Source organism: Ruegeria sp. HKCCD3925 (assembly GCF_057221175.1).
On sequence record NZ_JBWVBI010000001.1, the window covers coordinates 98,519 to 124,079 of the forward strand.

Genomic DNA, 25,561 nt, shown 5'->3' on the forward strand with positions numbered 1-25,561 from the left:
GTACAACCTCAATCGACTAGATTGTCTGAGTTGTACAAACCTATGCACCGGTTTGCGCGTGCTCAAATGGGGCGGGCGGGGTTACCGGCAACAGTTGCTCCGGCGGGGACGTCCTTCGTGACGACACTGCCCGCGCCGACGATGGCGCGGTCTCCGATAGTGACGCCGGGCATGATGATCGCGCCGCCGCCGATCCAGACGTTTTCGCCGATTGTCACCGGGTGGTCGATTTCCAGACCCTGTGCGCGCAGGGCTGGGTCTTTGGCGTGTTGGGCGCAATAGATCTGCACCGTGGGGCCGAGCATCGAGTCACTGCCGATGCGAACTGGCGCGGTGTCGAGAATGACACAGCCCGCATTCAGATACACCCGGTCGCCCAGCGTTAGGTTCATTCCATAAGCGCAGTGGAACGGAGCCTCAAAATAGCAATCTTGCCCGATCCCCGCAAAGAGCGCCGCCAATTCGGGAGCTATAGCCCCTCGGTCATCGGGCGGGCAGGTGTTGTGGGCATGGACCGCGCGGCGTGCTTTCATACGAAGCACTTCCAGTTCGGGGTCGAGGCAGCAATACCACTCGCCTGCCGCCATTTTCTGCCGCTCGGTCATGAAACCCGTCTTAGCGCATCCGCAGGGCACCGTCGATGCGGATGACCTCTCCGTTCAGGTAGCCCATCTCGACGATGAACCCGGCCAGACGACCGTATTCGCGCGGGTCGCCGAGGCGAGCAGGGTTGGGGACGTCCGCCGCAAGCTGTTGCTGCACCTCTTCAGGCAGGCCGGCCAGCATCGGGGTCATGAAGATGCCCGGTGCGATGGCCATCACACGGATACCAGTCGAGGCCAGATCGCGCGCCATGGGTAGCGTCATGCCGACCACGCCGCCTTTCGAGGCTGCATAGGCCGCCTGACCCTTTTGCCCGTCAAAGGCCGCGATCGAGGCGGTGTTGATAATCACGCCGCGCGCGCCATCCGGTTCGGGGTCATTCTTTGCCATCTCTGCGGCAGCAAGACGCGAGACGTTGAAGGAACCGACCAGATTGATGTCGATGGTACGCTGGAACGCCTCCAGAGGGTGGGGGCCGTCTTTGCCCACAGTCTTAGCTCCAATCGCAATTCCGGCGCAGTTCACTGCGGCGGTGATGCGACCCATCTTGTCCATCGCATGTGCAATCGCTGAAGCGACCGAGGCCTCAACCGTCACATCGGTTTGTGCGAAATGTCCGCCGATTTCAGCCGCGACCTGCGGGCCACGCTCGGCGTCGCGGTCAAGGATTGTGACCTGCGCGCCGTTCTCGGCAAAGTGACGGGCTGTGGCTTCACCCAGGCCGGAGGCTCCGCCGGTGATCACCGCAGCTGTGGTTGAGAGTTGCATGGCGGGTTCCTTCCTGATCTGAACACTTGTTCAGATAATCCCAACCATGGCCCTCTGTCCAGTCACAGCTTTGATCAATCAAGCCTGCTGCGCTGCTGCATCGGCGTGACGCCAAACGCAGCCCGGTACACACGCGAGAAATGGCCGGCGCTTTCGAAACCGCAGGCAAAGGCGACCTCGGTCACCGAAGATTCGGTCTGCAACAGCAGATTGCGGGCGCGGTCCAGCCGCAATTCCATGAAGTATTTCTTAGGCGAGGTGTTCAGGAATTTCCCAAACAGGCGCTCCAGTTGCCGGGTTGAGATGCCGATATCGCTGGCAATGACCGAGGGGGACAACGGGCTTTGGATATTGTCGGTCATGATGTGGATTGCCTTGGCCAGATGCGCGTTCCGCATCCCGTTGCGCGATTGCAGCGAAACGCGCTGATCGGCGGTGGCGTTGCGCACGGCGTTATAGACCATTTGATCGGCCACTGCGACTGATAGATCGTGACCGTGGTCGCGTTCGATCAGGTGCAGCATCAGATCGGCGGTTGCGGTGCCACCCGAGGCGGTCATGTGTTTTTCGTCGGCGACAAAGACGCTGCGAACAAGGTTTATCTCGGGGAAGGCCTCCATGAAAGCATCATGGTATTCCCAATGGATCGCTGCCTGCATCCCATCCAAAAATCCGGCCTCGGCCAGCAGCCATGCACCGGAACACAAGGCGCTGATATTGGTGCCCCGTGCCCGCTCTCGGCGCAGGGTTGCGAGCAGCGGACGCGAGACGTGATTGCGCATGTTTATTCCTGACAGAACAAACAGTTGGTCACATTTTGGGATAGATCCCAATCCGCCATGCACCAAAGTGACCGATCCGTTTGAACAGACCGCATGCTCTGCGTGTTCGGACAGGAAGGACCATCGATAAAGATCTTCCTCGGCCAGCAAATTTGCGATCCGCAATGGCTCGACCGCGCAGGAGAAGGCGAGATGCGAGAATTCCTCGACCAGTATGAAGGCGTAGTGCTGTGTTTGGCTCATCGATAGGACCGGAATCAGGGCGTTCTGACAGTTTTCTGCATGCTGCACGAAAACTAACTGTATACAACATGTATTTTTATACGATACCAGAGGGCAAGCTATCGATTCGCGGGATCGTGATGAAGGGGATCGGATGAGGGACGAAGGGAAATCACCAAAAGAGGCGTTGGCTGAGCATCTGAAGATGTCGGTTCTGACCCTGCGTTTGCGTCCCGGAGAGGATTTGGACGAGGCGCAGCTGTCGCAGGCCTTTGGCCTGTCGCGCACGCCATTGCGCGAAGTGTTCCGGCAGTTGGCCGGTGAGGGGTATCTGGACCTGCGCACCCATCGCGGGGCGCGGGTGTCAGAGATGTCTCATACCACGCTACGCGATTTCTTTCTGGTTGCGCCGATGGTCTATGGCGCGGTGCTGCGTCTGGCCGCGGCGAATGCGACGCACGATCAGATCGATCAGTTGAAAGAGGCGCAAGAGACGTTTCGGCAAGCCTTGCGTACAGGCTCGGCTGAGGAGCGGACGCTGGCCAATACCCGGTTTCACGAGGTGACCGGAGAGATGGCGGGGAATGTCTATTTATCCCCATCGTTCAACCGGTTGCTGATCGATCACGCGCGGATCGGGATGACATTTTATCGCCCGCAGACCGCACGAATGGCTGAGAACCTTTCAGAGGCGAGCGACCAGCATGACGCCATCATCGCCGCCATCGAGGCGGGCGATGAGGCGGCTGCTGCGCAGCTGGCCGACGACCACTGGACCCTGTCACGCGATCAGATCGAGCTGTTCGTGATGCCCGAGGGGTTGGATTTTCCGCTGGGGCAGGTCCCCGGTAAGACTTCTGCATGAGGGACACATGACTCCGATCTTCAGATTTGAGGGTATTTATACGCCGGTGGTGACACCCTACGCGGCGGATGGTGGCGTGAACTGGGACGCGTTGGCCGAGGTGATCGAGTACCTGATCGAGAATGGTGTGCACGGGCTGATCTCGGGCGGGTCCACCGGCGAAAACTATGCGCAGACCGTCGATGAGCGGCTGGAACTGGCGCGCTTTACGCATGAACAACTGAAGGGGCGTGTGCCTCTGGTTGTGGGAACGGGGGCGATGCTGACCGGGGATTCCGTCGCTTTAGCCTCAGGTGCGCGAGACCTAGGCGCAGATGCGATCTTGTTGGCCAGCCCGCCCTATTCGGTGCCGACCGACCGCGAGAATGCGCTGAATGCGCTGGCAATCGACAAGGCGGCTGACCTGCCGGTGATGCTGTACAACTATCCGCACCGGACCGGCACGATGATGGGGGAAGAATTCCTGGACCGCGTAGGCCGCAGCCGGAACTTCTGTGGCATCAAGGAAAGCTCGGGCGATATCAACCGGGTCCATCTGCTGGCGCGGGATTATCCGCATATTCAGCTGGGCTGCGGCATGGATGATCAGGCGCTGGAGTTCTTCGCCTGGGGAGCGCCGTTCTGGGTCTGTGGTGGGTCGAACTTTCTGCCCGCCGAACACGTGGCGCTGTATCAGGCTTGTGTGATCGAGGGCAACTTTGCCAAGGGCCGTCGCATCATGAGCGCGCTGATGCCGCTGATGCGGGTGCTGGAGCAGGGCGGCAAATTCATCCAGACGATCAAGTATGGGGTGACCATGAACGGGATCGATGCTGGGATGGTGAGACCTCCGCTCAAAGGGCTGAACAAGGATGACAAACGCGCGCTGGAGCAGGTGACGCGCGTTCTGAAACGCAAAATCGCAGATATCGTGGCGGAGGGTTAAGGCATGGGCTTGCTGACGAAAGACGAATACGAATCCATCGCTGCGCATCTGGATCTGCCGACGGGCGCTTTCATCGACGGCGGTTATCGCCCCTCGAGCTCGGGACAGGTGTTCGACACTATCAATCCAGCCACCGGGGCTGTGCTGACCAGCATTGCTGCCTGCGGATCGGAGGATGTGGATTTTGCGGTCGAAAAGGCGCGAGAAGCCTTTGACGACGGGCGTTGGTCAAAGATGCACCCCTCGGATCGCAAGGACATTCTGATCCGCCTGTGCAAGCTGCTTACCCGCAACGCGCGGGAACTGGCGGTGATGGAGAGCATCGATAGCGGCAAGACCATCTTTGATTGCGAAACCGTTGATGTTCCCGAGACGATCCACTGCCTGAAATGGCATGCCGAGGCGATCGACAAGATCTATGATCAGGTCAGCCCGGCCAGTGATGACCACATCGCCATGGTCGTGCGTGAGCCCATCGGCGTGGTTGGGCTGGTCCTGCCGTGGAACTTCCCCTTGCTGATGCTGGCGTGGAAGATCGGGCCGGCGCTGGCGGCGGGCTGTTCGGTGGTGGTGAAACCGGCGGCCGAGACTTCTCTGACTGCATTAAAGGTGGCGGAGCTGGCGTCTGAGGCCGGGTTGCCGCGCGGTGTGCTGAATGTGGTGCCCGGCGGTGGCGCCGAGGTGGGCGAACCCATCGGGCGGCATTTGGATATCGACATGGTGTCCTTCACGGGCTCGACCGTGACGGGAAAGAAGTTCCTGAGCTATTCCGCTGAAAGCAATGCCAAGGAGGTGGTGCTTGAGATGGGTGGTAAGAACCCGGCCATCGTCTTGGACGATGCGGAAAATCTGGACCGGGTGGCAGCGCATGTCGTCAATGGTGCGTTCTGGAACATGGGCGAGAATTGCTCGGCCTCGTCGCGGTTGATCGTGCATAAGGACGTGAAGGCAGAACTGCTGGAACGGATCGCGCATCATGCCAAGCACTGGAATGTCGGCGACCCGTTGGACCCAGAGACCCGCATGGGCGCGCTTGTCAGCGAGGGGCATTATTCCAAGGTGTGCGGCTATCTGGAACAGGCCGAAAACGTGCTGATAGGCGGCAAGGCCGACAAGGGTTTTGTTGAAGCCACGGTGGTCGAAGTGCCCGGAAACGATGCCACGCTGGCGCGCGAGGAAATCTTTGGCCCGGTTCTGTCGGTGATCGAAGTCTCTGGCTTTGACGAGGCGATCAGCATTGCCAATGACACCGAGTATGGGCTGTGCGCCTCGATCTTCACGGCCAACGCCAAACGCGCGATCCGTGGCGCGCGGGCGATCCGGGCGGGGACTGTCACGATCAACAGCTTTGGCGAAGGGGATATCACCACACCCTTTGGTGGCTACAAGCAGTCAGGGTTTGGTGGCCGGGACAACTCGGTTCACGCCCATGATCAGTATACCCAGCTGAAAACCATCTGGATTGATCTGGCCGATGACGAAGATGAGGCGGTAGATTGACGATCTACACCGCCAAACGTTTACGCCGGCAAACCGGCGTGGCAGGATGGAATGCCATCCTGCCTCTGCAGCAAGACCTGCCTCGGCTTGAGCAAGACCAGACCGCAGATGTGACCATCATCGGCGGTGGTTTTGCCGGGCTGTCCGCAGCGCTGAGGCTGCATCAGCTTGATCCGACGCTGAAGGTTGTGGTGCTTGAGGCTGGGCGCTTTGCGGAAGGCTCTGCCGGGCGCAACTCAGGGTTCATGATCGATCTGCCGCATGACTTGGCCTCGGACAATTACGCCAGCGATGGGCTGGAGGCAGATCGGGCCACAATCGCGCTGAATCGTCAGGCGATTTCCTTTGCGACCCGGGTAGCCGCTGAGTGCGACCTGTCGCCGGAGATGTTCGACCCGTGCGGCAAGATCAACGCTGCTGCGACCGCAGCGGGTGATCGGCACAACGCAGACTACGCAGTGCATCTGGCGCGATTGGGAGAGCCCCACGAGCTTTATGATGCACAGCAGATGCAGGCGCTGACAGGCAGCCCGCATTACACATCTGGTCTGTTTGCGCCCGGGACGGTGATGATCCAGCCTGCAGCCTATGTTCGGGCTCTCTCAACGCATCTGGCTGGGCGGATCGGTGTTTATGAAAACTCTGCCGTGACCGGGTTTCGCAAACAAGGCGGTGGCTGGTTGGTCGAGACCGAACAGGCGCGGGTTTCGACGGGGCGGATCGTGATGGCAACGAATGGTCACCTGGAAAGCTTTGGGTTTTACCAGCGGCGTCTGATGCACATCTGCCTCTACGCGTCGATAACGGAACCGCTGACACCAGATCAGATCGCCACGCTGGGCGGACAGCCACGCTGGTCGGTAACGCCAGCGGATCCGATGGGCACTTCGGTCCGGCGGGTTTCGGGCAGTTATGGGGATCGCATTCTGATCCGGACCTGTTCAAGCTTTCATCCTGAAATCCACAGCGGCGACAGCCATTTGAAACGGGCAGGCGCGGTGCACGATCGTAAGTTTCAGGAGCGATTTCCCAACTTGCCGAATGTACAGATGCAGCACCGTTGGGCTGGGATGCTGTGCCTCAGCCGCAATGGCTCGGCCGCGTTCGGTGAGATCGAGCAGGGTGTATATGCCGCCTGCTGTCAAAACGGATTGGGTATAGCGCGAGGAACACTGCAGGGAATGGGCGTGGCAGAGCTTGTGCTGGGGAAAGACTCCCAGATTGCAGATCATTTTCTGGCGCAACCGATGCCACCGCGTTTACCACCCGAGCCCTTCGCATCGGTTGGGGCCAATGCGTATCTGCGCTGGAAAGAGTGGCGATCAGGGGCGGAATAGCTTGCAGGCTGGTCAGGGCAGGCTGAGCTTTGCCATCCGTCCGCCATCGATCGTGTAAATTTGACCGGTGACAAAACCCGCTTCCTCGGCTGCCAAGAAAGCGACCAGTGCGGCGACTTCTTTCGGGTCGCCGGTGCGGCCAACGGGATGAATGCGGGCGATATCCCGGCGGAATGCGCCGGGGTCGTTCATGCTCTCGATGAAATCGATGTTGAGGTCTGTGTCGATCCAGCCCGGTGCCACTGCATTGCAGCGAATGCCTTCTGCTCCGTGATCCACGGCAACCGCGCGGGTCAACCCATGCAGCCCGGCCTTAGAGGCGCAGTAGGCGGCGTGGCTGGGGTTGCTGCCCAACCCCTCGACCGAGCCGATATTGACGATGCTGCCCTTGGTTTTGCGCAGATGTGGCAGTGCAGCCTGGATCAGCAGGAACGGGGCGGTCAGGTTGACCATGAGGTTGCGTTGCCAATCTTCAAGCGGCATGTCGTTGACGGAGGCCTCCTGCATCATGCCTGCATTGTTGATCAGTACGTCCAGCTGGCCCGCGCTGTCCACAACCTGCTTGATGATCTGCGCCGGGCTTTCCGGGTTGGCAAAATCCGCCGGGATAGAGGGGAACTCATCATCCTTACCGCGCTGCGCAGTGTAGACATTAGCCCCTTCTTCGCGCAGCCGGCGGGCGATGGCTTGTCCGATGCCACTGCGGCCACCGGTCACGAGCGCTGTTTTTCCTGCGAATCTTTCATTGCACCGGCTTGCCCCCATTCACTTCGACCAGAGCACCACACATGTAGCGCGCCGAATCCGAGGCGAGAAAAAGGATCACTTCGGCTATATCTTCGGGTTCGGCGATACGCCCTAAAGGCACCGACTTCCCAAGCTCGGCAATCGCCGTATCAGGATCGAACCCACGTTTGGCAAAGCCCGAACGCAGCATCGGTGTGTTCACCTCGTTCGGGCAGACGGCGTTGATGCGGATGCCCTGATGGGCGTGATCGTGCCCCATGCATTGGGTGAGGCTGGCAATGGCCGCTTTGGTCATGCAGTACACCGCATGATCCGGGCCAGGTCGAAGGCCCCAGCACGAGGCAGTGTTCACAATAGCACCGCCACCCGCCGCCGCCATGATTGGAATCGCAGCGCGGCAGATACGGAAAGGAGCCTCGACATTCACACCGACGGACAGGGCCCAATCCTCATCGGATGTTTCAGTCACCGGGCCGCGGGTGATCACGCCTGCATTGTTGATCACGATATCAAGACCATCCAGCGCCTGATGCGCGGCCAAGGCCAGCCCGTCGCAATAGTCGGGATCGCGCAGATCGCCGGGCAGATGCGCCTCGGCTGCAAGGCTGCCCACATCGCGGTCAGCAACAGCCACACGCGCGCCTTCGGCCCGCAGCTGGCTGACGATGGCGGCCCCGATCCCGCCCGACGCCCCTGTGACGAGTGCGGTTTTTTCAGCGAACCTCATTCGTGTACCTCCCCGGGATTTAGTAGGACTGGTTCAGCTCATCCGCAGCCGGTATTTCACGCTCGCGCCGGGCGATGTAATCCAGCAGCTCTTCGTTCTTGGCGATATCGAGCGTTGGTTCCTGATACTCGGCCAGCAGCTTGCGGGCGTGTTTGAGCGCGCGTTCGGTGATTTCAACACAACCCTCAGCCTGCCATTGTTCGATCGAGTTGTTGTCGAACATATCCGGCATGAAGAATGCGCTCTGGAAATTGTCCTGCGTATGCGGATGCCCAAGGTAATGCCCGCCCGGACCGATATCACCGACTGCCGAAACGGCCTGATCGAAATCGCCCCATTTCGGGCCCTCGGCCATGCGATAGGCCATGGCGCATTGTTCCGCGTCAACGATGAACTTGGCGGTCGAGCAGTGCATCCCGGCCTCGTTCCAGCCCGCCGAGTGCCAGATGTAGTTCGCACCAGCATGGATGACCGCCTGCAAGGTGGTGGCAGATTCATAGCCTGCCTGCGCGTCGAACGTCTTGGCTCCGCCCAGAGTGTTTGAGGTACGCCAAGGCACTTCGTAGTGCCGCGCCATCTGGCCGATCATAAAATTCATCAGGCTGATCTCGGGCGTGCCTGCCATCGGCGCGCCGGATTTCATCGAGACGGTCGACAGGTAGTGCCCGTAGATCGCGGGCGCGCCCTTGCGGATCACCTGCGTATAGGCCAGCGCGCTGAGCGCCTCGGCATTCAGTTGCGCCACGGTCGCCGGAACGCTGGCGGGCGTATTGGCCCCGCCCAGAACGAAGGGCGAGCACAACACCGGCTGCTTTCGGCGACAGAAGGCACGCATCGCGCCCAGCATGGTTTCATCCCAAACCAGCGGCGAATTGCCGTTGCAATTACCAGTGGTGACCGGGTGATCTTCAAGGAAATCCTCGCCGAACAGGATGGCACACATCTCCATGACATCTTCGGCATTCTTGGGGCTGGTGGTCATGCCCATGAAGGTTTTGTCAGAGTGCTTCATTGACGAATAGGTAATCCGCAGATGCCGCTGACTGATCGGGTGATCATAGGGCTCCACGATGTGATGGGCCGAGGAATGCAGCGCGGGCAACATATGGCTGAGCTTGTGGAACATCGCCAGATCGTCCAGCGTAGGGTTGCGGCGCACATCTTCCAGATCGCGCAGGAACGGCGCGCCGGTCATTGGCACGAAGATCGAGTGTTTGCCGCCCAGCCGCACGTTCTTTTTCGGATCGCGCGCGTGGTAGGCGAAATCTGACGGAATGGTCGCGATCAGCTCACGCACCAGACCGCGATCCAGATAGACGAGCTCGCCTTCTACCTTGGCACCAGCCTTCTTCCAGTCTTCCAGAGCGATGGGGTCACGGAACTGAACGCCTACGTTTTCCAGAATATCCATCGAGGCCGCATCAATGCGTTCTACCTGGGCGCCGTCCATAACCTCGCATAACGGAATGCCGCGGGTCAGGCCCGGCAGCATCTCGAAGTTTGGAGCGGTGCGCATGGCGCGCCGGGCAGAGCGCCCTCCGGTACGTGTGGCTGTGGCAGTTCTGGTCATATGGTGCCTCCTTCCGGTTCAGAGTGGAACGGAAAGGGTGAGGTCCACATGCAGGAATGCGAAAGACTGTTGCGAAATGCGACGTTGGGGTTTCGTCAAATAAACGGCAACTCGAAGGAGGTTCACTAAAGCATCTCAAACGCATCTTTGTGGGAGTTTGTGTTTAACATCACGCAATGGCAGCGAAGCAGACGATGGGGCCAAAGAATTGCGGCCAAAAGTGACTAGTCCGCCCGCAGACTGTATTCTGATTAATGTATCGGCACCATTCGAGACGGGCTTAATCCATGTGGGAGCGGGGCATTAGGAACTCTCAGCAACCAAATCTGATCGTAAGGAGCGTGGCAAAAGCTGCCCTGTCTGTGCGGGTAAAACTGCTGATGGCGTTTTTGGGTATCACCTTGTTGCTTTTGGGATTGGCGCTTTTTGCTGTGTCGGCCTTGCAGCAATCGAACAGGCGTGTCGATGCGATGATCCATGATCAGGAGAGGATTGCATATTTCAACGAAATCCATTTGGCGCTGAGCGAGTTGAACCTGATGAACTTGTCCTTGGTCATCGATCAGACGCCCGGGGACGACTCGGACGAAATTTTTGCATTTTCAACCGGCAATTTCATCGGTCAGATCGAGAACCTGCAACATCACATTGCGCAAGGGATACGTCGATTCCTGCAGGCGGGCAGCAAAGAGTTCCAAACCATTGATGAAATCCGCGCAGATTTGGGCGACATCAAAACCAAGGCCGCCGCCATGGTGCGGTTTCGAAGAGACGGAGACATGCAGAATCTCGCCGAATTGGGATTGGATCAGATTTTTCGCCAAGTTCGTTCACTGCAAAGCGATGCGTATAATCTTGTGCAGGGCGCCGAAGCAGAGATGCGTGACCGGGCAAATAGGAATGCCGAAGTTTACCAATCGACGCGCAAAATGGTCGTGGCGGCGGCAACAATTGCAATGGGGGCAGCCCTTTTTCTTGGCTACGCAATCTCTTCGTCACTGATCTGGCCAATGCGCCGAATCGGCCAAACACTTAGCGTTGTCGCCGAAGGAGATTTCGCGGCGCGAGTTGATGTCCCCAATCGCGACGAGCTTGGCAAATTGGCAAACGACGTGAATGCAACAAGTGCGCGTCTGGGTGATCTTTATGAACAGGTAGAGACCCAGCGAGCCGAATTGGAAGCCGAATACGACCGGTCGGAAAAGTTGCTTTACAATCTGCTGCCAGAAGACATTGCGGTAAGATTGAAGCTTGAGCCAGACCAGACTATCGCTGACAGTTTGCCCAAGGTTGCAATACTATTCGCTGATATCGTGGATTTCACGCCACGGGCATCGAAACTGCCGCCGGAAGATGTAGTCGGGTTTCTGAACAAGATCTTTCGTCTATTTGATGAATTGGCCGACAAACACGGATTGGAAAAGATCAAGACAATTGGTGATGCCTATATGGTCGCGGCAGGTATGCCGTCTCCGGTCGGCGACCCGGTGCATCGCGTCGCCGAGATGGCTCTGGACGTGCAACGGTCGGTTGCGGAAATGTCACCTGATTTTCCGGATGGGCTTCAAGTAAGAATCGGACTTCACGCAGGGCCTGCTGTCGCCGGTGTCATTGGAAACCAGAAGTTGTTCTATGATGTTTGGGGGGAAACGGTGAACACCGCCAGCCGGATGGAGAGCCACGGTGAACCGGGGAGGATCCAGGTAACGGGTGCCGCAAAAGAGGAGCTTGAAGCGGACTACGACTTCGAACCCCGAGGCGTGGTGGAGATAAAGGGATTGGGTTCTGTGAAAACGTGGTTCTTGATCGGTTCTAAAACCAAAAGCTGACCACTACGTCTCGACCTAATTAATCTGCCACTTCTACTTCAATGGACGGCCACCCGGCGGCGACCGCCCAATTTGGATCAGCCCAATTGAACCAGTGCGTGGCGCTTCTTGCCCGCGCTCAGCTTGATCGGCGATGACAACGCGCCTGCGTCGATCATCAGTCCCGCATCAGTCAGCGGGGCGTCGTCCATTTTGGCGCCGTTTTCGGCGATCAGGCGTTTGGCTTCTTTGCCGGATTTGGCGAGGCCGGATTTGACGATCAACTGCACGATGGACATGCCGTCACCCAGCTCTGATGCGCTGAGGGTCAGGGTCGGGAGGTCTCCGCCAACGCCGCCCTTTTCGAACACCTCGCGCGCGGTCGCCTCGGCGGTTGCAGCGGCTTCTGCACCGTGCAGCAGAGTTGTGACTTCGTTGGCGAGGCGGATTTTGGCCTCGTTGATCTCGGACCCTTGCATCGCGGCCATGCGGTCGCATTCGTCCACCGGAAGCTCGGTGAAGATTTTCAGGAACCGTCCCACATCGGCGTCGGTCGTGTTGCGCCAGAACTGCCAGAACTCATAGGCGCTCAGCATGTCGCCGTTCAACCAAACCGCACCGCCCTGTGATTTGCCCATCTTGCGGCCATCGCTGGTGGTCAGCAGGGGGGTCGTGAGGCCATAGATCTCGTGATCCAGCACCCGGCGGGTTAGGTCGATGCCGTTGACGATGTTGCCCCACTGGTCCGAGCCGCCCATCTGCAGAACGCAGTTATACCGGCGGTTCAGTTCGAGGAAGTCATAAGCCTGCAGGATCATGTAGTTGAATTCGAGAAAGCTCAGCGACTGTTCACGATCCAACCGCGATTTCACCGATTCAAAGCTGAGCATCCGGTTGACCGAGAAATGCCGCCCAATATCGCGCAGGAAATCGAGGTAGTTCAGGCTATCCAGCCATTCGGCATTGTTCAGCATCAGCGCGCCGGTCTCGCTGTCATCGTAAGACAGGTATTTCGAGAACACCTGTTTCATGCCTGCGATATTGGCGTCGATCTGTTCAGGGCCCAGCAGGGGGCGTTCGTCTGAACGGAACGAGGGGTCGCCTACCTTGGTGGTGCCGCCGCCCATCAGGGTAATTGGCTTGTGGCCGGTTTTCTGCAACCAGCGCAGCACCATAATGTTCATCAGGTGACCTACATGCAGCGACTGTGCGGTGGCGTCATAGCCGATATAAGCCGTCTGCACCCCAGAGATCAGCGCGTCGTCAAGGCCCTGATAATCGGTGCAGTCGGCGAGAAAGCCGCGCTCGATCATCGTGGCGATGAAATCCGATTTGGGGTGGTAGGTCATGACGCTCAACAGGCCTTGTGTTCTGGCCCTCTCTGCAAGGGCTGGTGTAAGTCATAGGTCAGTAATTTCAAAACCAGACCCGCTTGGTCGCACGACGGAAGGTACATTCATGCGACTGGCCTTCTAATTCCCTAAGTCTCGCGGAATGTCCAGTCATTGGCGAGCAAGTGCAGTCCGTACTGAAAGAATCTTGCGGATAAGCTTTCTGAGGGAAACGCGAAGAAATAACGCATAGCGAAACACAGAATATCGCGTCAGTCTTTGAAGCGTACCAAGTCCTGCCGGATAACCTCTGGTTCTAGCGTGCAGTGTGTCTGGACAGAAGCGGCTTTTCATTCTTGATGTGGCGTTCAATCAGTTGCTTTTGCAGCTTCCCGGATGGGATCGGGCAGGCGGGCTTGGGGGCAAATTCCAGTTCTGCTATCTCGGGGAATATGCTCAGGATTTCTGTTCGTGCTTCTGGACTGATGGCCTTGAGCACTTCCGGTCCGGTAAACAGGCTTTCCGATGGTGCGCCTTCGGCATAGACTACCTCGTGCTGTCCAAAAAGAAGGTGAAGATACTCGACGCTCTGGGCATCCTGATCGATGAAAATACCGGGCAGCGAAGTCAGATTGACGGCGGGTACCAGAACTTCGGAAGTCCTGAACATACGTTCGACAATCTTTGAAGACACCAGCATCCGGTGCTGCCGGGACACCACAAGATCACGCTGAGGCAAGCCCAGACCTAACGCTCCGGCGCTGATACGAACCGGGCGCAGTTTGGGGTTTGCAGCCAGTTCCGGGGCAGATATCGTACGGCGAAACACCCGCAGCAGGGTGGCAAATCCGGGCCCATCACCTGTGGGATCAAACACTTCGACGTCATCGCTGGCTTTCAGATCCTCGACCGCCTTATGACCACCCCTTACCCGAATATTCGTGCCACTGGTGAAACAGGGAACAAAGTCGTCAACGGGCAGATTAACGACTGGACTGGCGAAGGCACCGTCACCCAGCGCCGTGATCGTCAGTGTTGTGTTGAGCGGGGGGACATCCCCCAAAAAGCCGATGAAGAATCCTTGCTCGGCTCCGCCGCCAAACGCGCCGTTGCCGCTGGAATCATAGTCGAAAACGCCAATCGTGTAGGTATTGGTGCCATCCGTGACTATGTAATTGTAGTCCCAGGCAATTGCATTCCCCAGATAGGTTTGCGTGGGATCGTCTGGGAATTCGTTGTTTACACCGTCTCCTTCGATGGTGTTGGGGTCAACACCATCAGTAATTTCGATCGTATTGTACGCGGAGATCTGAAATGTCGTTCCAACGCCGCCGAATTGGGCCTGGTTCGTGGTCAGAGTCGTGTCCGTCCGAAATGCACCGTATATGTTTGGCATAAACCCTGTTCAGGCCAATTCACTGCCGCTTTTTACTAAGCGGTATGAACCTACTCACCCGTCCTCAATTTGTTGTCTGTGCTTTGCTGCATATTAGTATCTCATCTATAAGCATTGGTGCAACATTTGCGAATATCCGGGGTTTTGAGCCTGCGCTTTTATTGCACTCAAGATCCCAAAATACCTGCCATTATTCAGTCGCTTTGTTTCAATGCAAATCTGACGAAGCTGAGCTATATGGAATGATCGTAGGTGCTTCAGATCAAGTGGAACACTGAAACCGGCGACGGGCATTCTTGGGAGAGCTTGGCACCTGCTGTAGCGATCTGCGAACATGTGGTAATGGACTTTGTACAGCTCTTTCATGAGCACTCGGAACTGCGCTGCGTTTGGGAACGCCTTGTCGCCTTCATTCGCGGTCTCGTACCTTTCGGAACTCTGTAGCGGCGCACGGTACAGGCGGGGGAAGAGGCAAGGAAAAGGCACCTTTTCCAAGAAAAATGAAGCTCGCGCATGATGTGTCTTGCCTTGGCTTTGCATTACCGTGCAGGTTGTGCTCAGAACCCGGCGAAACGGGTGGAGAGACGCAATACGAGGTCGGCGTGGGCAGGGTCATCAGCAAATCGGGGGCGATCAGAGCGTTGGGGGCCATGTCGGGCACATCGCTGGACGGTGTGGACGCTGCGGTCGTTGAAACCGATGGGCAGCAGATATTCGGCTTTGGTCCCAGCGGGTATCGCGCTTATTCTGAAGAAGAGCGTGCCTCGCTGCGCGCGGCGCTGGGGCTTTGGCATGGACCAAACGTTGATATCTCGGCTGAATTGGTGACCCGGGCACATGCCGAGGTTCTTTCAGAGTTCGAAGAGGTCGACCTGATCGGCTTCCACGGTCAGACATTGGCGCATGAGCCGCGTGGGCGTGGCACGTTGCAGGTGGGTGACGGGCTTGGCCTGTCGCAGGCTTTGGGGCTGCCGGTGGTCTGGGATTTTCGCAGCGATGATGTGGCGCTGGGCGGAGAGGGTGCGCCTCTGGCCCCGTTCTTTCATTTCGCCTGCGCCAAATGGATCGGGGCGGAAGAGCCGCTGTGTTTCCTCAATCTGGGCGGTGTTGGGAACCTGACCTATGTTGACCCGTCTTTTGACGGGCCTGAAGCGCCAGGGGCGTTGCTGGCTTTCGACACCGGACCCGCCAACGCGCCGGTTGACGATCTGATGCAGGCGCGGTTGGGGTTGCCGATGGATCGGGACGGCGCGCTGGCCCGAGAGGGTACGGTCGAGACCGGCGCACTGGAGCTGTTTCTGGCCGAACCCTATTTCAACCGAATGCCGCCCAAATCGCTGGACCGGAATGATTTCTCGGAAATGATTGGTCTGGTGACCGAGCTGAGCGATGCGGATGCGGTGGCCACGTTGACAGGGATGAGCGCTGCGGGTGTGCTGCAGGGGATGGAGCATTGTCCCAAGCCGCCTGTGCGCATGCTGGTTACCGGTGGCGGACGTCACAACCCAGTGCTGATGGAAATGCTGCGCGTGTCGCTGGATTGCCCGGTCGAGCCGGTTGAGGCGGTTGGGCTGGACGGAGACATGCTGGAAGCGCAGGCCTTTGCCCACCTTGCCGTGCGTGTGGCGCGGGGATTGCCGACCTCTTGCCCGGGTACCACCGGGGTAAGTGCGCTGGTCGGGGGCGGTGTCGTGTCGTCTCCGGCGAGGGGTGTCGTGGTGAGCGGGTAGGGGGTTCTGCCCCCGTCGCTGCGCGACTCCCCCGAGGTATTTTTGGCCAGATGAAGAGGCGGATCTAGCGATTTAGGGCGCGGGCGTAATCCAGGGTGAATTCGGTGTAGCCGTCCGAGGTGGATTGCAGGTGTGCTTGGGTCCAGCGGTGGAAGGCTGGAAGGTGGTGGAAAGGCACGTTTGGAAAGGCGTGGTGCTCCGCGTGGTAGGGCATGTTCCAGGCCAGAAATCGGATCATTCGATTGGTAAAGGTGGTACGGGAGTTTTCGAGCATGTTTGCCACCGGCGGGCAGAGGCCGTGTTCGGCGAGCAGGTATAGGCGCAGGAAAGGCTGGCCGATAAGGGCGGGCAGAAGCCAGAGCCAGAACAACAAGGGGCTGAAGAACAGGCTGAGTGCGGCCAGGGCATATAGTGTGGACAATATTCGGGCTTCGGTTCGTATGGCGTGGTGCTGGCGGGTTGGCAGGTAAGCGGCGCCAATCCTGCCGCGCGCGTTGTCGGTCAACACACGGGCCATACCTGTCCAATATGGCCAACCGCTGAGATAGATCGCAAGGCTGCGCCAGTTTTCGGGGCGGGGTTTGCCGCCAAGTTCCGGGTCTTTGGTTGGGTGGTTTGTCCATTTGTGATGGGCAAGGTGAAAGTAGCGAAACCATGTGAACGGCAGGCAGATAGGAATTGAGACAAGGTGCCCAACCGCTTCGTTGATCCAAGGGGTTTTGAACGGCGTCTTGTGGGTGCACTCGTGGCTGAGCGTAAAGAGGAAAACCAGCAATAGGCCTTGCGGCAGGAGCAGTAGCGGCCAGAGGGGAACCTGTAGGATGATACCGGTGCTGGTTGCTGTCAAAGCGCCGAAATAGATCGCTAGATGTCTGAGACCTGCCATGTCTGACCGCTGTTGCAGCCTGTCCTTGGTCTCGGGCGGGATCGCGGCGATCAGGGCGCGGTGGTCCATGGAATTACACTCCTGGAATATCAAAGCCGGGTGGCGCGAGTTCAAACCCGTCAAATTCAAATCCCGGTGAAACAGTGCAACTGACCAGCGTGTAGTCTCCACTGCTGCGCGCCGCCTGCCAATGGCCCTTAGGTACAATAAGCTGCGGTGCGCCTTGGGTCAGATCAGGTGTGAGGGTGTGGTCTTTGGCAGGGCCTGTATCGGAGGCGCTGAGCGAGAGGATCAGCGGAGCGCCGGAATGGTAGAGCCAGATCTCGGTCGCATCTACCTTGTGCCAGTGGCTGCGCTCACCCTCTGCCAGTAGGAAGTAGATGCAAGTGCCGGTGGCACGTCCGGGATTGTCGGCGCGCCAGGTCTCTTTGAACCAGCCGCCTTCGGGGTGCTGCTGCAGGTTCAGGTGTTGGATGATGTCTTGCGCGGTCATGGAAGCCTCGGGTCTGTTTGTGGGATTATGCACGCACGCGCACGATCTGCTATGGCAATTGTGTATGCAGAGCATATGTTTGCCGCATGACTTTGACGATCCCGTTTGACAACAGCTATGTTCGCCTGCCGGACACCTTCTTTGCGCGGCAGGGGCCTGTGCCTGTGCGTGCACCAAAGCTTGTTGCCTTCAACAGTGATCTGGCGCGACTGTTGCGGATTGCGCCGGGCGACGTAGAAGAGATGGCGCAGGCTTTTGCGGGCAATACTGTGCCCGAAGGGGCCGAGCCGCTGGCGCAGTTATATTCCGGGCATCAGTTTGGCACCTATAACCCTCAACTAGGAGATGGGCGCGCGGTTTTGTTAGGTGAGACGGTCGGAACCGACGGGATTCGGCGGGATATTCAATTGAAGGGCTCAGGGCAGACACCTTTCTCGCGCCAGGGAGATGGACGTGCCTGGCTGGGGCCGGTTTTGCGCGAATATGTGGTTTCCGAGGCGATGCATGCGCTGGGCATTCCCACCACGCGCGCCTTGGCAGCGGTTGAAACCGGAGAGATCGTGCTGCGCGAGGGTCCGATGCCCGGGGCGGTACTGACACGTGTGGCGCAAAGCCATTTGCGGGTAGGCACGTTTCAGGTGTTTGCAGCGCGAGGGCAGTTAGAGAGCCTGCAACGGCTAACTGAATATGCCATTCAGCGCCACTATCCTGAGGCGGACGGGGCTATGGGTTTGTTGCGCGCGGTTCGGGATGCGCAGGCCGGGTTGATCGCCCGATGGATGAGCGTGGGTTTCATTCACGGGGTCATGAATACTGACAACAGCTCGATCGCCGGTGAGACGATCGACTATGGCCCATGTGCGTTCATGGACAGCTATCACCCGAATACAGTCTATAGCTCGATCGACCGGATGGGGCGGTATGCCTACTCGAACCAGCCTGAGATTGCGGTTTGGAATCTGGCGCAGCTGGCAACGGCCCTAATTCAGCAGTTTGAGGACAAGGACGCAGCTGTCGAAGAGGCCACCGAAATTGTCCATGCCATGCCTGCGTTGATGCAGGCACATTGGCTGGAACGTTTCAGGGCCAAGATCGGATTGGTTCGGGCAGAGGAGGGGGATCTTGAAATGATCTCGGATCTGTTGACGCGGATGGCGCAGAATCAGGCGGACTTCGCAAACACGTTCCGCGCGCTGGGCAGCGACCGCGCGCGAGACCAGTTTGCCGACCCGGCGGCTTTTGACGAATGGGCAAAGGGGTGGCAGGAACGCTTGGCGCGTGAGGATGCGCCTTTGGACGTGATGGCTGTGGCCAATCCGGCCTTCATTCCACGCAATCATCGGGTGGAGCAGATGATTCAGGCTGCGGTGCAGGGCGATTACGCACCGTTCAATCGGCTGAATGAAGTGCTGTCACGGCCGTATGAGGATCAACCAGAATCAGCTGACCTGATGCGCCCTCCGGCGAAGAACGAGGTCGTACACGCGACATTCTGCGGTACGTAACAAAGAGACGGTTTCTTATGAAGAAACCGAGCCTGAAACTTTTGAAGTTTCAGGTTTCGAGGCTATCGGGGCGTGTCTGCAAAGGGTTCGGCGATCACCTGACACGCATCTTCATAGACAACGTAGCCGATCCGGTCTGATCGCAGAGTATCGATCTGATATCCGTTTTCTTTGAGCAGTGCGACCATCTCATACGACTTGCCCAAAACCTCATTGGCTTCGGGTTTGAACCAGCTGAGGCCTTTGGTATTGCGCTGAAAGGCGCCTTTAGATTTTGTCCTGTTGAAACGATAGGGGATTTCAAGGTTTTCCCGGAACCAAGCCAGCAGCGCCTCAATTCGATCGAATGTGTATTTATCCAGCGCGGCAGTGTCGCGCAGGTGGTAGGCCGCGCAGAAGAACCCCTGACGCGCGTCCATATCTTCTATCTTGATCGGATGGACAAAACTTATGAACATGATCGTGAAGGTGGCCGAGGGGCTGCGCGGGCTCAAGGCCGTTTTGCACAAATGTTAGCGGAGCAAGCGGCGCGTTGCCATTCAGCGCTGGGTTCGGCTTGCACTTGTCCGACCAGTTGGCGATCTTGGGTTAAATCAGTTTAAGTGTGCCGATGACCTACCGCTCGACCTTGCGCCTTGCCAGTTACAACATTCAGAAATGCGTGGGACTCGATTTCCGGCGGCAGCCGCAGCGGATATTGCAGGTCATCGAAAGCATGCAGGCCGATATCGTTGTTCTGCAGGAGGCGGACAAACGATTGCCGCCCCGTCCTGCCGCTTTGCCACATTTCATGTTGGATGAGGCCGGGTGGCAGATCGTGGACCTGGGCGGTGCCGGTAGTCTTGGTTGGCATGGCAACGCGGTGATCTGGCGTGGGGATGCCATTCAGGTGCGTCAGGCAGGTCATCATGATTTGCCGGGTCTGGAGCCCCGCGGCGCCGTGCGGGTCGAGTTTGATACGCAGATCGGGCCTTTGCGGGTGATGGGGATGCATCTTGGGCTTTTGCCGGCGTCGCGACGTCAACAGATCAGTCATATCCGTCGATGTGATTCTGATCTGGAACACATGCCCACCGTCTGGGCCGGGGATTTCAACGAATGGTCACGCCAGCCTGTTCTAGATCATTTGGCCCCGGACATGCGGTTTCTTCCTCCGGTTCCAAGCTTCCCGGCCGCGCAGCCATTGGGGGCGCTGGACAGAATCGCGGTGGGGCAGGGGCTTGAGGCTGCACTGCACGGGGTGCATGATGCGCGGCCCGCGCATATCGCCTCGGATCATTTGCCGGTCTGGGCCGATCTGCGACGCATCGCCTGACCGCAAAATCGTCTGTGGCGCAGGGCGCGTAGACATATTAAGACAGAACACCGAACAGTCCCGGGGGTCACCATGTCCGACACGATTATCGCCCGTTGCGAAGCCAAGGGCCTGCGCATGACCGGCCAGCGGCGGACCATTGCACAGGTCTTGCAGCAAAGCGAAGATCACCCGGATGTAGAAGAGCTTTATGCCCGTGCTTCAGCCGAAGATGCGGGAATTTCGATCGCGACAGTCTATCGTACCGTGAAGTTGTTCGAAGAGGCCGGGATACTTGAGCGGCTGGAGTTCGGCGACGGGCGCGCGCGATACGAAGATGCAGAGCGTGATCACCACGACCACCTGATCGACATGCAGTCAGGCGAGGTGATCGAGTTTGTCGACCCTGAGATAGAAGCGCTGCAAGAAAAGATTGCGGCCAAGCTTGGCTACAGGCTGAAAGGCCATCGCCTTGAATTGTACGGCGTACCGTTAGAAAAAGACTGACACATCACGAAAATCGATCGGTCGGTGAACGCGATTTCATCGAACATGTCGTAATACTGCTTGCGACGTCGCAAAGGTTGCGGTTTTGCTGCCGGAAAGGTCCGCCTGTCAGCGGCCTGTTCCAATGGAAACGCGCATGAACAACGTAAACGGCATTTTGCTGATCATCGGCTCGATGGCGGCCTTCGCGCTTGAGGACATGTTCATCAAGCATCTCTCGGTCAGTGTGTCGACCGGGCAGATCATGATCGCATTGGGTCTGATTTGCGGGGCTGTGTTCACGCTTATGTCTATGGCAACACGCAAACGCATCTTCGACCCGGTCGCGTGGCAACCTTTGCCGCTGATCCGTGCCGGGACCGAAGCCTTTGGTGCGCTCAGCTTCGTGACCGCGCTGTCACTTGTTGATCTGTCGACTGTGGCGGCGGTTTTTCAGGCGATGCCTCTATTTGTCACGATGGGGGCAGCACTGTTTCTGGGCGAGCAGGTCGGTTGGCGTCGTTGGAGCGCCATCGGCATCGGCTTTGTCGGCGTCTTGATGATCATCCGCCCCGGGTTCGAGGGATTCCAGCCGGAATCATTGTTTGTTTTGGTCTCGGTCGTTGCAATTGCCGCGCGCGATCTGATCACGCGTAGGTTGGATGTTCGTGTGGCCTCGTCGGTCGTCGCATTGCAGGCCTATATCGGAGTGGCGCTGGCTGGTGCGGCCCTTATGGTGTTCACAGCACAGCCAGTTGTGCCGCTGCAAGCTGCGCAGATCGGGCCTTATCTGGGTGCCATCGGGTTCGGCGTATTGGGCTATTACGGTATCGTAACCGCGATGCGGATTGGCGAAGCCTCAGCGCTGACGCCGTTTCGGTATACACGGTTGGTGTTCTCGATCACGGCCGGGATGCTGATGTTTGGCGAACGCCCCGACAGCATGACGTTGGCCGGTGCCGGTCTGATTATCGGATCAGGTCTGTATACTTTCATTCGAGAACGCCAGCTGGCGCGGGCATTGGCAGTAGCCTAAGCGCCCGCGACCTGTTGGCGCAAACAGCAAACTGTTAGCCCTAAAGGCTGAAAAATATAAGTGTTAGCGATAACGGAAACGGTTTACTTTTCGCCGCGTGCTGGTATGAGGCATGCAACCGTTGGCATCATTGGGACCCGTATCATGAGCACGATCATCGACATCCACGCACGCGAAATACTGGACAGCCGGGGCAACCCGACGGTCGAAGTGGACGTGATTCTGGAAGACGGCACCATGGGCCGCGCCGCTGTGCCTTCAGGGGCGTCGACCGGCGCCTACGAGGCGGTGGAAAAGCGCGATGGTGACAAATCCCGTTACATGGGAAAGGGCGTGCTGGAAGCGGTCGCTGCCGTTAACGGCGAGATCGCCGAAGAACTAGTGGGCTTTGACGCGACCGAGCAGGTGGCCATCGATCAGGCGATGATTGAACTCGACGGGACCGAGAACAAGGGCCGTCTGGGCGCGAACGCTATCCTGGGTGTCTCACTGGCGACGGCCAAGGCGGCGGCGGATTTCACCACGCAGCCTCTGTATCGCTATGTTGGCGGTACTTCGGCGCGCGTTCTTCCGGTTCCGATGATGAACATCATCAACGGGGGTGAGCACGCCGATAATCCGATCGACATTCAGGAATTCATGATCATGCCGACCTCGGCCGCGAATATCCGCGAAGCCGTGCGCATGGGGTCCGAGGTGTTCCATACTCTCAAGCGCGAACTGTCGGCTGCCGGACTGGCCACCGGAGTGGGGGACGAAGGTGGTTTTGCCCCTAACATCGCCTCGACTCGTGAGGCACTGGATTTCATCCTGCAGGCGGTCGAAAAAGCGGGCTATAAACCCGGCGAGGAGATTCATCTGGCGCTGGATTGCGCCGCCACCGAATACTACCGCGACGGAAAATATGTTCTGTCGGGTGAAAACATCTCGCTGACCTCAGAGGAAAACGCAGAGTATCTGGCGACATTGGTCAAAGATTACCCAATTATCTCGATCGAAGACGGTATGTCCGAGGACGATTGGGATGGCTGGAAAGCGCTAACTGATGCCATCGGCAACGAAGTACAACTGGTCGGCGACGACCTGTTCGTAACCAACCCAGAGCGTCTGGCAGAGGGGATCGATCGTGGTTGTGCCAACTCGATGCTGGTCAAGGTAAACCAGATTGGATCACTGACCGAAACTCTGCGCGCCGTCGATATGGCCCACCGTGCACGGTATACCAACGTGATGTCGCATCGCTCGGGCGAGACCGAAGATGCCACCATTGCCGATTTGGCTGTGGCGACCAACTGCGGGCAGATCAAAACCGGCTCGTTGGCGCGGTCGGACCGGTTGGCCAAATACAACCAGCTGATCCGCATCGAGGAATCGCTGGGTGAGGTCGCAGAATACGCCGGCGCGTCGATCCTAAAGCGCTGAGTTTGGCGTACTTGGTAAAACCAGATCAGGCCCCGGTAGAACGCCGGGGCCATTTTTTTCTTTGCGTCATTACCGATCCGTCTAAGCTGGGCATCGAAGGCCAACATGGGAGAGGGCGATTTATGACAACATTCAAACGCATCGTTGGCGCTGGGGCGCTATTGATCCTGCCTCAGCTTGCAGGGGCTGATCGTCCGCCTCAGGCAGTGTGCCAGAAAATGGTGGAAGGCGATCCCAGCGGGCAGGTCACGATGGAGGAATGCCTGTGCACCTATAACGTCGCCAACACGGTTTTGGACGATGACATCAAAGAATTATTGTTCGAGTCCTGGTACACAGGTGAGAACATAACTGAACAGTTGAATGCGCTGCCCAAACCCAAACGCGTGCCCCGGCAGTTCAAGACCATGGAGCAGACGTTCAATAAGAACTGCCGCTGATCGTTAAGCTAAACAAACATAAATGTCGTTATGTGTGAACTTGTTCCTATTGCGGCGCTGTGACTCCCGATAGTCTGCAAGCATTGCAGAAAGGGGGACGATATGTCTGCTTCAAAGGTCTTTCTCGTAATTTCAATGCTTTGCGCGGGGATGCTGGCCGCATGTTCAGAGCCTGGGACCTATCCGATCACAGGGATGCAGGTTTCGCAGGATGATCCGGTGCAGGAAATGGCAAATCCGGCGGTAATCTTCCGGGGGGAATCGCGCTAAAGCGATTTGCTCATCAGCATGTAGCGATCGCGCGGTTTAAAACCTGACCGCAGATATAGTTTCTGCGCGGTTTCGTTGGTTCGGTCGACCTCAAGATGCAGGGCGGTCAGACCGGCCTCGGCCAGCGCCTTGGGGAGATCATGCAGCACTTCGGTGGCGATACCGCGTCCGCGAACGGCGGGGCGGATGTAAATCTCATCTACAAAGGCATCCATGCCACCAAACTCGACCGACCAGCCGAAGGTGAGGATGACATAGCCCAGCGGTGCGCGGCCCGGACCGATCAGATATATGCACCCATGGGGAATTCCATCCAGCAGAGGGGCCAGCGCGTTGCGACGTTTCTCGTCATCCTGCGCGATGCCGGATTCCGAGTGAAACGCTGCGACCAGCGCCATCAGTCGGTCCAGATCGTCGGGGCGGGCAAGGCGGAGTGCGGCGGTCATAGGCGGGCAAGTCTTTCTGTGAGCAGGTCGAAGAAACCTTGGGCATCCACGTCACCCATGAACATGGCGTTTGGTGCGCGATCAGTGACCCGCCACCAGTCGGCCACTGTCATGCCCAACGTCAATTCTGATTGGGTTTCGATCTCAACATTGATGTGGCGGCCCGAGAACAACTCGGGTCGGATCAGATAGGCGGTGACGCAGGGGTCGTGCAGCGGTGCGCCCTCCGATCCGTATTTTTCCTTGTCGAAACGTTCGAAGAAATCGGTCATTTCTGCGACCGCATGACCAACCTTGCTGTCCAATGCCCGGAATGCATCGTTGCGATGGGGCGTGACCAGCGCGTCGTGGGTGACATCCAATGGCATTACGACGACATGAATGCCGGATTTAAACACAATATCAGCGGCTTCCGGGTCGACATAAATGTTGAATTCGGCTGCTGGTGTGATGTTTCCAACCTCAAAATACGCACCACCCATCAGCACGATTTCCTGCACCCGGTCGATGATGTCGGGCGCTTTCTGGAAGGCAGTGGCGATGTTCGTCAGCGGCCCCAGAGGGCAGAGCGTCACCGTGCCGGACTCATGTGCGCGTAGGGTATCGATGATAAAATCGACCGCGTGACCCTCGGCCAGAGGCATTTCGGGATCTGGCAAAACAGGGCCGTCGAGCCCTGTTTTACCATGCACATGCTCGGCGGTGACGAGCGGGCGTTTCAGGGGGCGATCGCATCCGGCGTAGACGGGGATTTCGATGTGCCCCGCCAACTCGCACACGATGCGGACGTTTTTGGCGGTCAGCTCCAAAGGCACGTTTCCAGCGACGGCGGTGATACCCAGAACCTCGATCTCTTCGGGGCTGGCAAGCGCCAGAAGAATGGCGACGGCGTCGTCCTGTCCGGGATCGGTGTCGATTATGATCTTGCGGGGCATGGGGGTCTCCGGGGGCCGTGAAGGTCGGACACTCGCA

General features: G+C 58.3%; 26 protein-coding genes. 13 read left to right on the forward strand and 13 right to left on the reverse strand.

The genetic code is table 11. The features are described 5' to 3' along the window. Positions 1–62: 62 nt before the first annotated feature. From AC2TEM_RS00485 to AC2TEM_RS00495, 3 genes are all read right to left on the reverse strand, one after another. Positions 63–605 carry a sugar O-acetyltransferase gene (locus AC2TEM_RS00485; protein WP_170422099.1) on the reverse strand — a complete coding sequence of 181 codons (543 nt, stop codon included), beginning with the start codon at positions 603–605 and terminating at the stop codon, positions 63–65. Between the two features lie 10 nt (positions 606–615). Continuing rightward, positions 616–1,371 (reverse strand): 3-hydroxyacyl-CoA dehydrogenase, encoded by a 756-nt coding sequence (locus AC2TEM_RS00490; protein ID WP_170422096.1) that lies wholly within the window; start codon positions 1,369–1,371, stop codon positions 616–618. A gap of 74 nt (positions 1,372–1,445) precedes the next feature. Further along, the gene (locus AC2TEM_RS00495) at positions 1,446–2,396 is read right to left on the reverse strand and encodes a GlxA family transcriptional regulator (protein WP_170396693.1); all 951 of its coding nucleotides are present in this window, start codon (positions 2,394–2,396) and stop codon (positions 1,446–1,448) included. Between the two features lie 133 nt (positions 2,397–2,529). Here AC2TEM_RS00495 and AC2TEM_RS00500 point away from each other — a divergent pair, with 133 nt between their 5' ends. Genes AC2TEM_RS00500 through AC2TEM_RS00515 form a run of 4 tightly spaced genes read left to right on the forward strand, consistent with a single transcriptional unit; the run spans position 2,530 to position 7,002 of the window. Continuing rightward, the gene (locus tag AC2TEM_RS00500; protein ID WP_170396695.1) at positions 2,530–3,240 is read left to right on the forward strand and encodes a GntR family transcriptional regulator; all 711 of its coding nucleotides are present in this window, start codon (positions 2,530–2,532) and stop codon (positions 3,238–3,240) included. 7 nt (positions 3,241–3,247) lie between these two features. Continuing rightward, complete coding sequence (locus AC2TEM_RS00505) at positions 3,248–4,165, forward strand: dihydrodipicolinate synthase family protein (RefSeq protein ID WP_170422094.1); 918 nt, start codon at positions 3,248–3,250, stop codon at positions 4,163–4,165. A 3-nt stretch (positions 4,166–4,168) separates the two neighbouring features. Next, positions 4,169–5,665 (forward strand): aldehyde dehydrogenase, encoded by a 1,497-nt coding sequence (locus tag AC2TEM_RS00510; RefSeq protein WP_480855943.1) that lies wholly within the window; start codon positions 4,169–4,171, stop codon positions 5,663–5,665. After that, positions 5,662–7,002, forward strand: a complete 1,341-nt coding sequence (locus AC2TEM_RS00515; RefSeq protein ID WP_480855944.1) for an NAD(P)/FAD-dependent oxidoreductase — start codon at positions 5,662–5,664, stop codon at positions 7,000–7,002. Before AC2TEM_RS00510 ends, AC2TEM_RS00515 begins: the two co-directional genes overlap by 4 nt. Before the next feature lie 12 nt (positions 7,003–7,014). On the opposite strand, the gene AC2TEM_RS00520 is transcribed toward AC2TEM_RS00515, so the two are convergent. Genes AC2TEM_RS00520 through AC2TEM_RS00530 form a run of 3 tightly spaced genes read right to left on the reverse strand, consistent with a single transcriptional unit; the run spans position 7,015 to position 10,046 of the window. Further along, complete coding sequence (locus AC2TEM_RS00520) at positions 7,015–7,719, reverse strand: SDR family NAD(P)-dependent oxidoreductase (protein WP_480855945.1); 705 nt, start codon at positions 7,717–7,719, stop codon at positions 7,015–7,017. Positions 7,720–7,744: 25 nt separating this feature from the next. Continuing rightward, positions 7,745–8,476 carry an SDR family NAD(P)-dependent oxidoreductase gene (locus tag AC2TEM_RS00525; protein ID WP_480855946.1) on the reverse strand — a complete coding sequence of 244 codons (732 nt, stop codon included), beginning with the start codon at positions 8,474–8,476 and terminating at the stop codon, positions 7,745–7,747. Between the two features lie 19 nt (positions 8,477–8,495). Further along, positions 8,496–10,046, reverse strand: coding sequence for a trimethylamine methyltransferase family protein (locus tag AC2TEM_RS00530; protein WP_170422080.1), 1,551 nt, complete (start codon positions 10,044–10,046; stop codon positions 8,496–8,498). A 341-nt stretch (positions 10,047–10,387) separates the two neighbouring features. Here AC2TEM_RS00530 and AC2TEM_RS00535 point away from each other — a divergent pair, with 341 nt between their 5' ends. Then, positions 10,388–11,875, forward strand: coding sequence for an adenylate/guanylate cyclase domain-containing protein (locus AC2TEM_RS00535; protein ID WP_170422077.1), 1,488 nt, complete (start codon positions 10,388–10,390; stop codon positions 11,873–11,875). 77 nt (positions 11,876–11,952) lie between these two features. Here AC2TEM_RS00535 and tyrS read toward each other — a convergent pair whose 3' ends face one another. Further along, entirely contained in the window at positions 11,953–13,203 is a 1,251-nt protein-coding gene (gene tyrS, locus AC2TEM_RS00540; protein ID WP_170608893.1) for a tyrosine--tRNA ligase, read from the reverse strand. Positions 13,204–13,501: 298 nt separating this feature from the next. Then, positions 13,502–14,581, reverse strand: coding sequence for a Hint domain-containing protein (locus AC2TEM_RS00545; protein ID WP_170422074.1), 1,080 nt, complete (start codon positions 14,579–14,581; stop codon positions 13,502–13,504). Between the two features lie 650 nt (positions 14,582–15,231). Here AC2TEM_RS00545 and AC2TEM_RS00550 point away from each other — a divergent pair. Then, on the forward strand, positions 15,232–16,311 hold the full coding sequence (locus tag AC2TEM_RS00550) for an anhydro-N-acetylmuramic acid kinase (RefSeq protein WP_480856016.1): 1,080 nt from the start codon (positions 15,232–15,234) through the stop codon (positions 16,309–16,311). Positions 16,312–16,375: 64 nt separating this feature from the next. On the opposite strand, the gene AC2TEM_RS00555 is transcribed toward AC2TEM_RS00550, so the two are convergent. Next, positions 16,376–17,266 carry a fatty acid desaturase gene (locus AC2TEM_RS00555; RefSeq protein WP_170422071.1) on the reverse strand — a complete coding sequence of 297 codons (891 nt, stop codon included), beginning with the start codon at positions 17,264–17,266 and terminating at the stop codon, positions 16,376–16,378. Positions 17,267–17,270: 4 nt separating this feature from the next. Continuing rightward, positions 17,271–17,690 carry a cupin domain-containing protein gene (locus AC2TEM_RS00560; RefSeq protein WP_170422068.1) on the reverse strand — a complete coding sequence of 140 codons (420 nt, stop codon included), beginning with the start codon at positions 17,688–17,690 and terminating at the stop codon, positions 17,271–17,273. A gap of 86 nt (positions 17,691–17,776) precedes the next feature. Here AC2TEM_RS00560 and AC2TEM_RS00565 point away from each other — a divergent pair, with 86 nt between their 5' ends. Then, on the forward strand, positions 17,777–19,195 hold the full coding sequence (locus AC2TEM_RS00565; RefSeq protein ID WP_170422065.1) for a protein adenylyltransferase SelO: 1,419 nt from the start codon (positions 17,777–17,779) through the stop codon (positions 19,193–19,195). Between the two features lie 62 nt (positions 19,196–19,257). Here AC2TEM_RS00565 and AC2TEM_RS00570 read toward each other — a convergent pair whose 3' ends face one another. Continuing rightward, positions 19,258–19,689 carry a hypothetical protein gene (locus AC2TEM_RS00570; protein ID WP_480855947.1) on the reverse strand — a complete coding sequence of 144 codons (432 nt, stop codon included), beginning with the start codon at positions 19,687–19,689 and terminating at the stop codon, positions 19,258–19,260. A gap of 116 nt (positions 19,690–19,805) precedes the next feature. On the opposite strand from AC2TEM_RS00570, the gene AC2TEM_RS00575 reads away from it, so the two are divergent. The 6 genes from AC2TEM_RS00575 (at position 19,806) to AC2TEM_RS00600 (ending at position 24,143) form a co-directional block, all read left to right on the forward strand. Then, on the forward strand, positions 19,806–20,510 hold the full coding sequence (locus tag AC2TEM_RS00575; RefSeq protein ID WP_170396721.1) for an endonuclease/exonuclease/phosphatase family protein: 705 nt from the start codon (positions 19,806–19,808) through the stop codon (positions 20,508–20,510). A gap of 72 nt (positions 20,511–20,582) precedes the next feature. Beyond that, on the forward strand, positions 20,583–20,996 hold the full coding sequence (locus AC2TEM_RS00580) for a Fur family transcriptional regulator (RefSeq protein ID WP_170396723.1): 414 nt from the start codon (positions 20,583–20,585) through the stop codon (positions 20,994–20,996). Positions 20,997–21,132: 136 nt separating this feature from the next. Beyond that, positions 21,133–22,011, forward strand: coding sequence for a DMT family transporter (locus AC2TEM_RS00585; protein ID WP_170422062.1), 879 nt, complete (start codon positions 21,133–21,135; stop codon positions 22,009–22,011). 144 nt (positions 22,012–22,155) lie between these two features. Continuing rightward, on the forward strand, positions 22,156–23,433 hold the full coding sequence (eno, locus tag AC2TEM_RS00590; protein WP_170406273.1) for a phosphopyruvate hydratase: 1,278 nt from the start codon (positions 22,156–22,158) through the stop codon (positions 23,431–23,433). A gap of 122 nt (positions 23,434–23,555) precedes the next feature. Next, complete coding sequence (locus AC2TEM_RS00595; RefSeq protein WP_170422059.1) at positions 23,556–23,873, forward strand: hypothetical protein; 318 nt, start codon at positions 23,556–23,558, stop codon at positions 23,871–23,873. A 102-nt stretch (positions 23,874–23,975) separates the two neighbouring features. Further along, entirely contained in the window at positions 23,976–24,143 is a 168-nt protein-coding gene (locus AC2TEM_RS00600) for a hypothetical protein (RefSeq protein WP_170396730.1), read from the forward strand. Here the strand turns inward: AC2TEM_RS00600 and AC2TEM_RS00605 are convergent. Beyond that, entirely contained in the window at positions 24,140–24,589 is a 450-nt protein-coding gene (locus AC2TEM_RS00605; RefSeq protein WP_170422057.1) for a GNAT family N-acetyltransferase, read from the reverse strand. The genes AC2TEM_RS00600 and AC2TEM_RS00605 overlap by 4 nt on opposite strands. Then, complete coding sequence (locus AC2TEM_RS00610) at positions 24,586–25,524, reverse strand: nucleoside hydrolase (RefSeq protein ID WP_170422054.1); 939 nt, start codon at positions 25,522–25,524, stop codon at positions 24,586–24,588. Before AC2TEM_RS00610 ends, AC2TEM_RS00605 begins: the two co-directional genes overlap by 4 nt. Positions 25,525–25,561 lie beyond the last annotated feature (37 nt).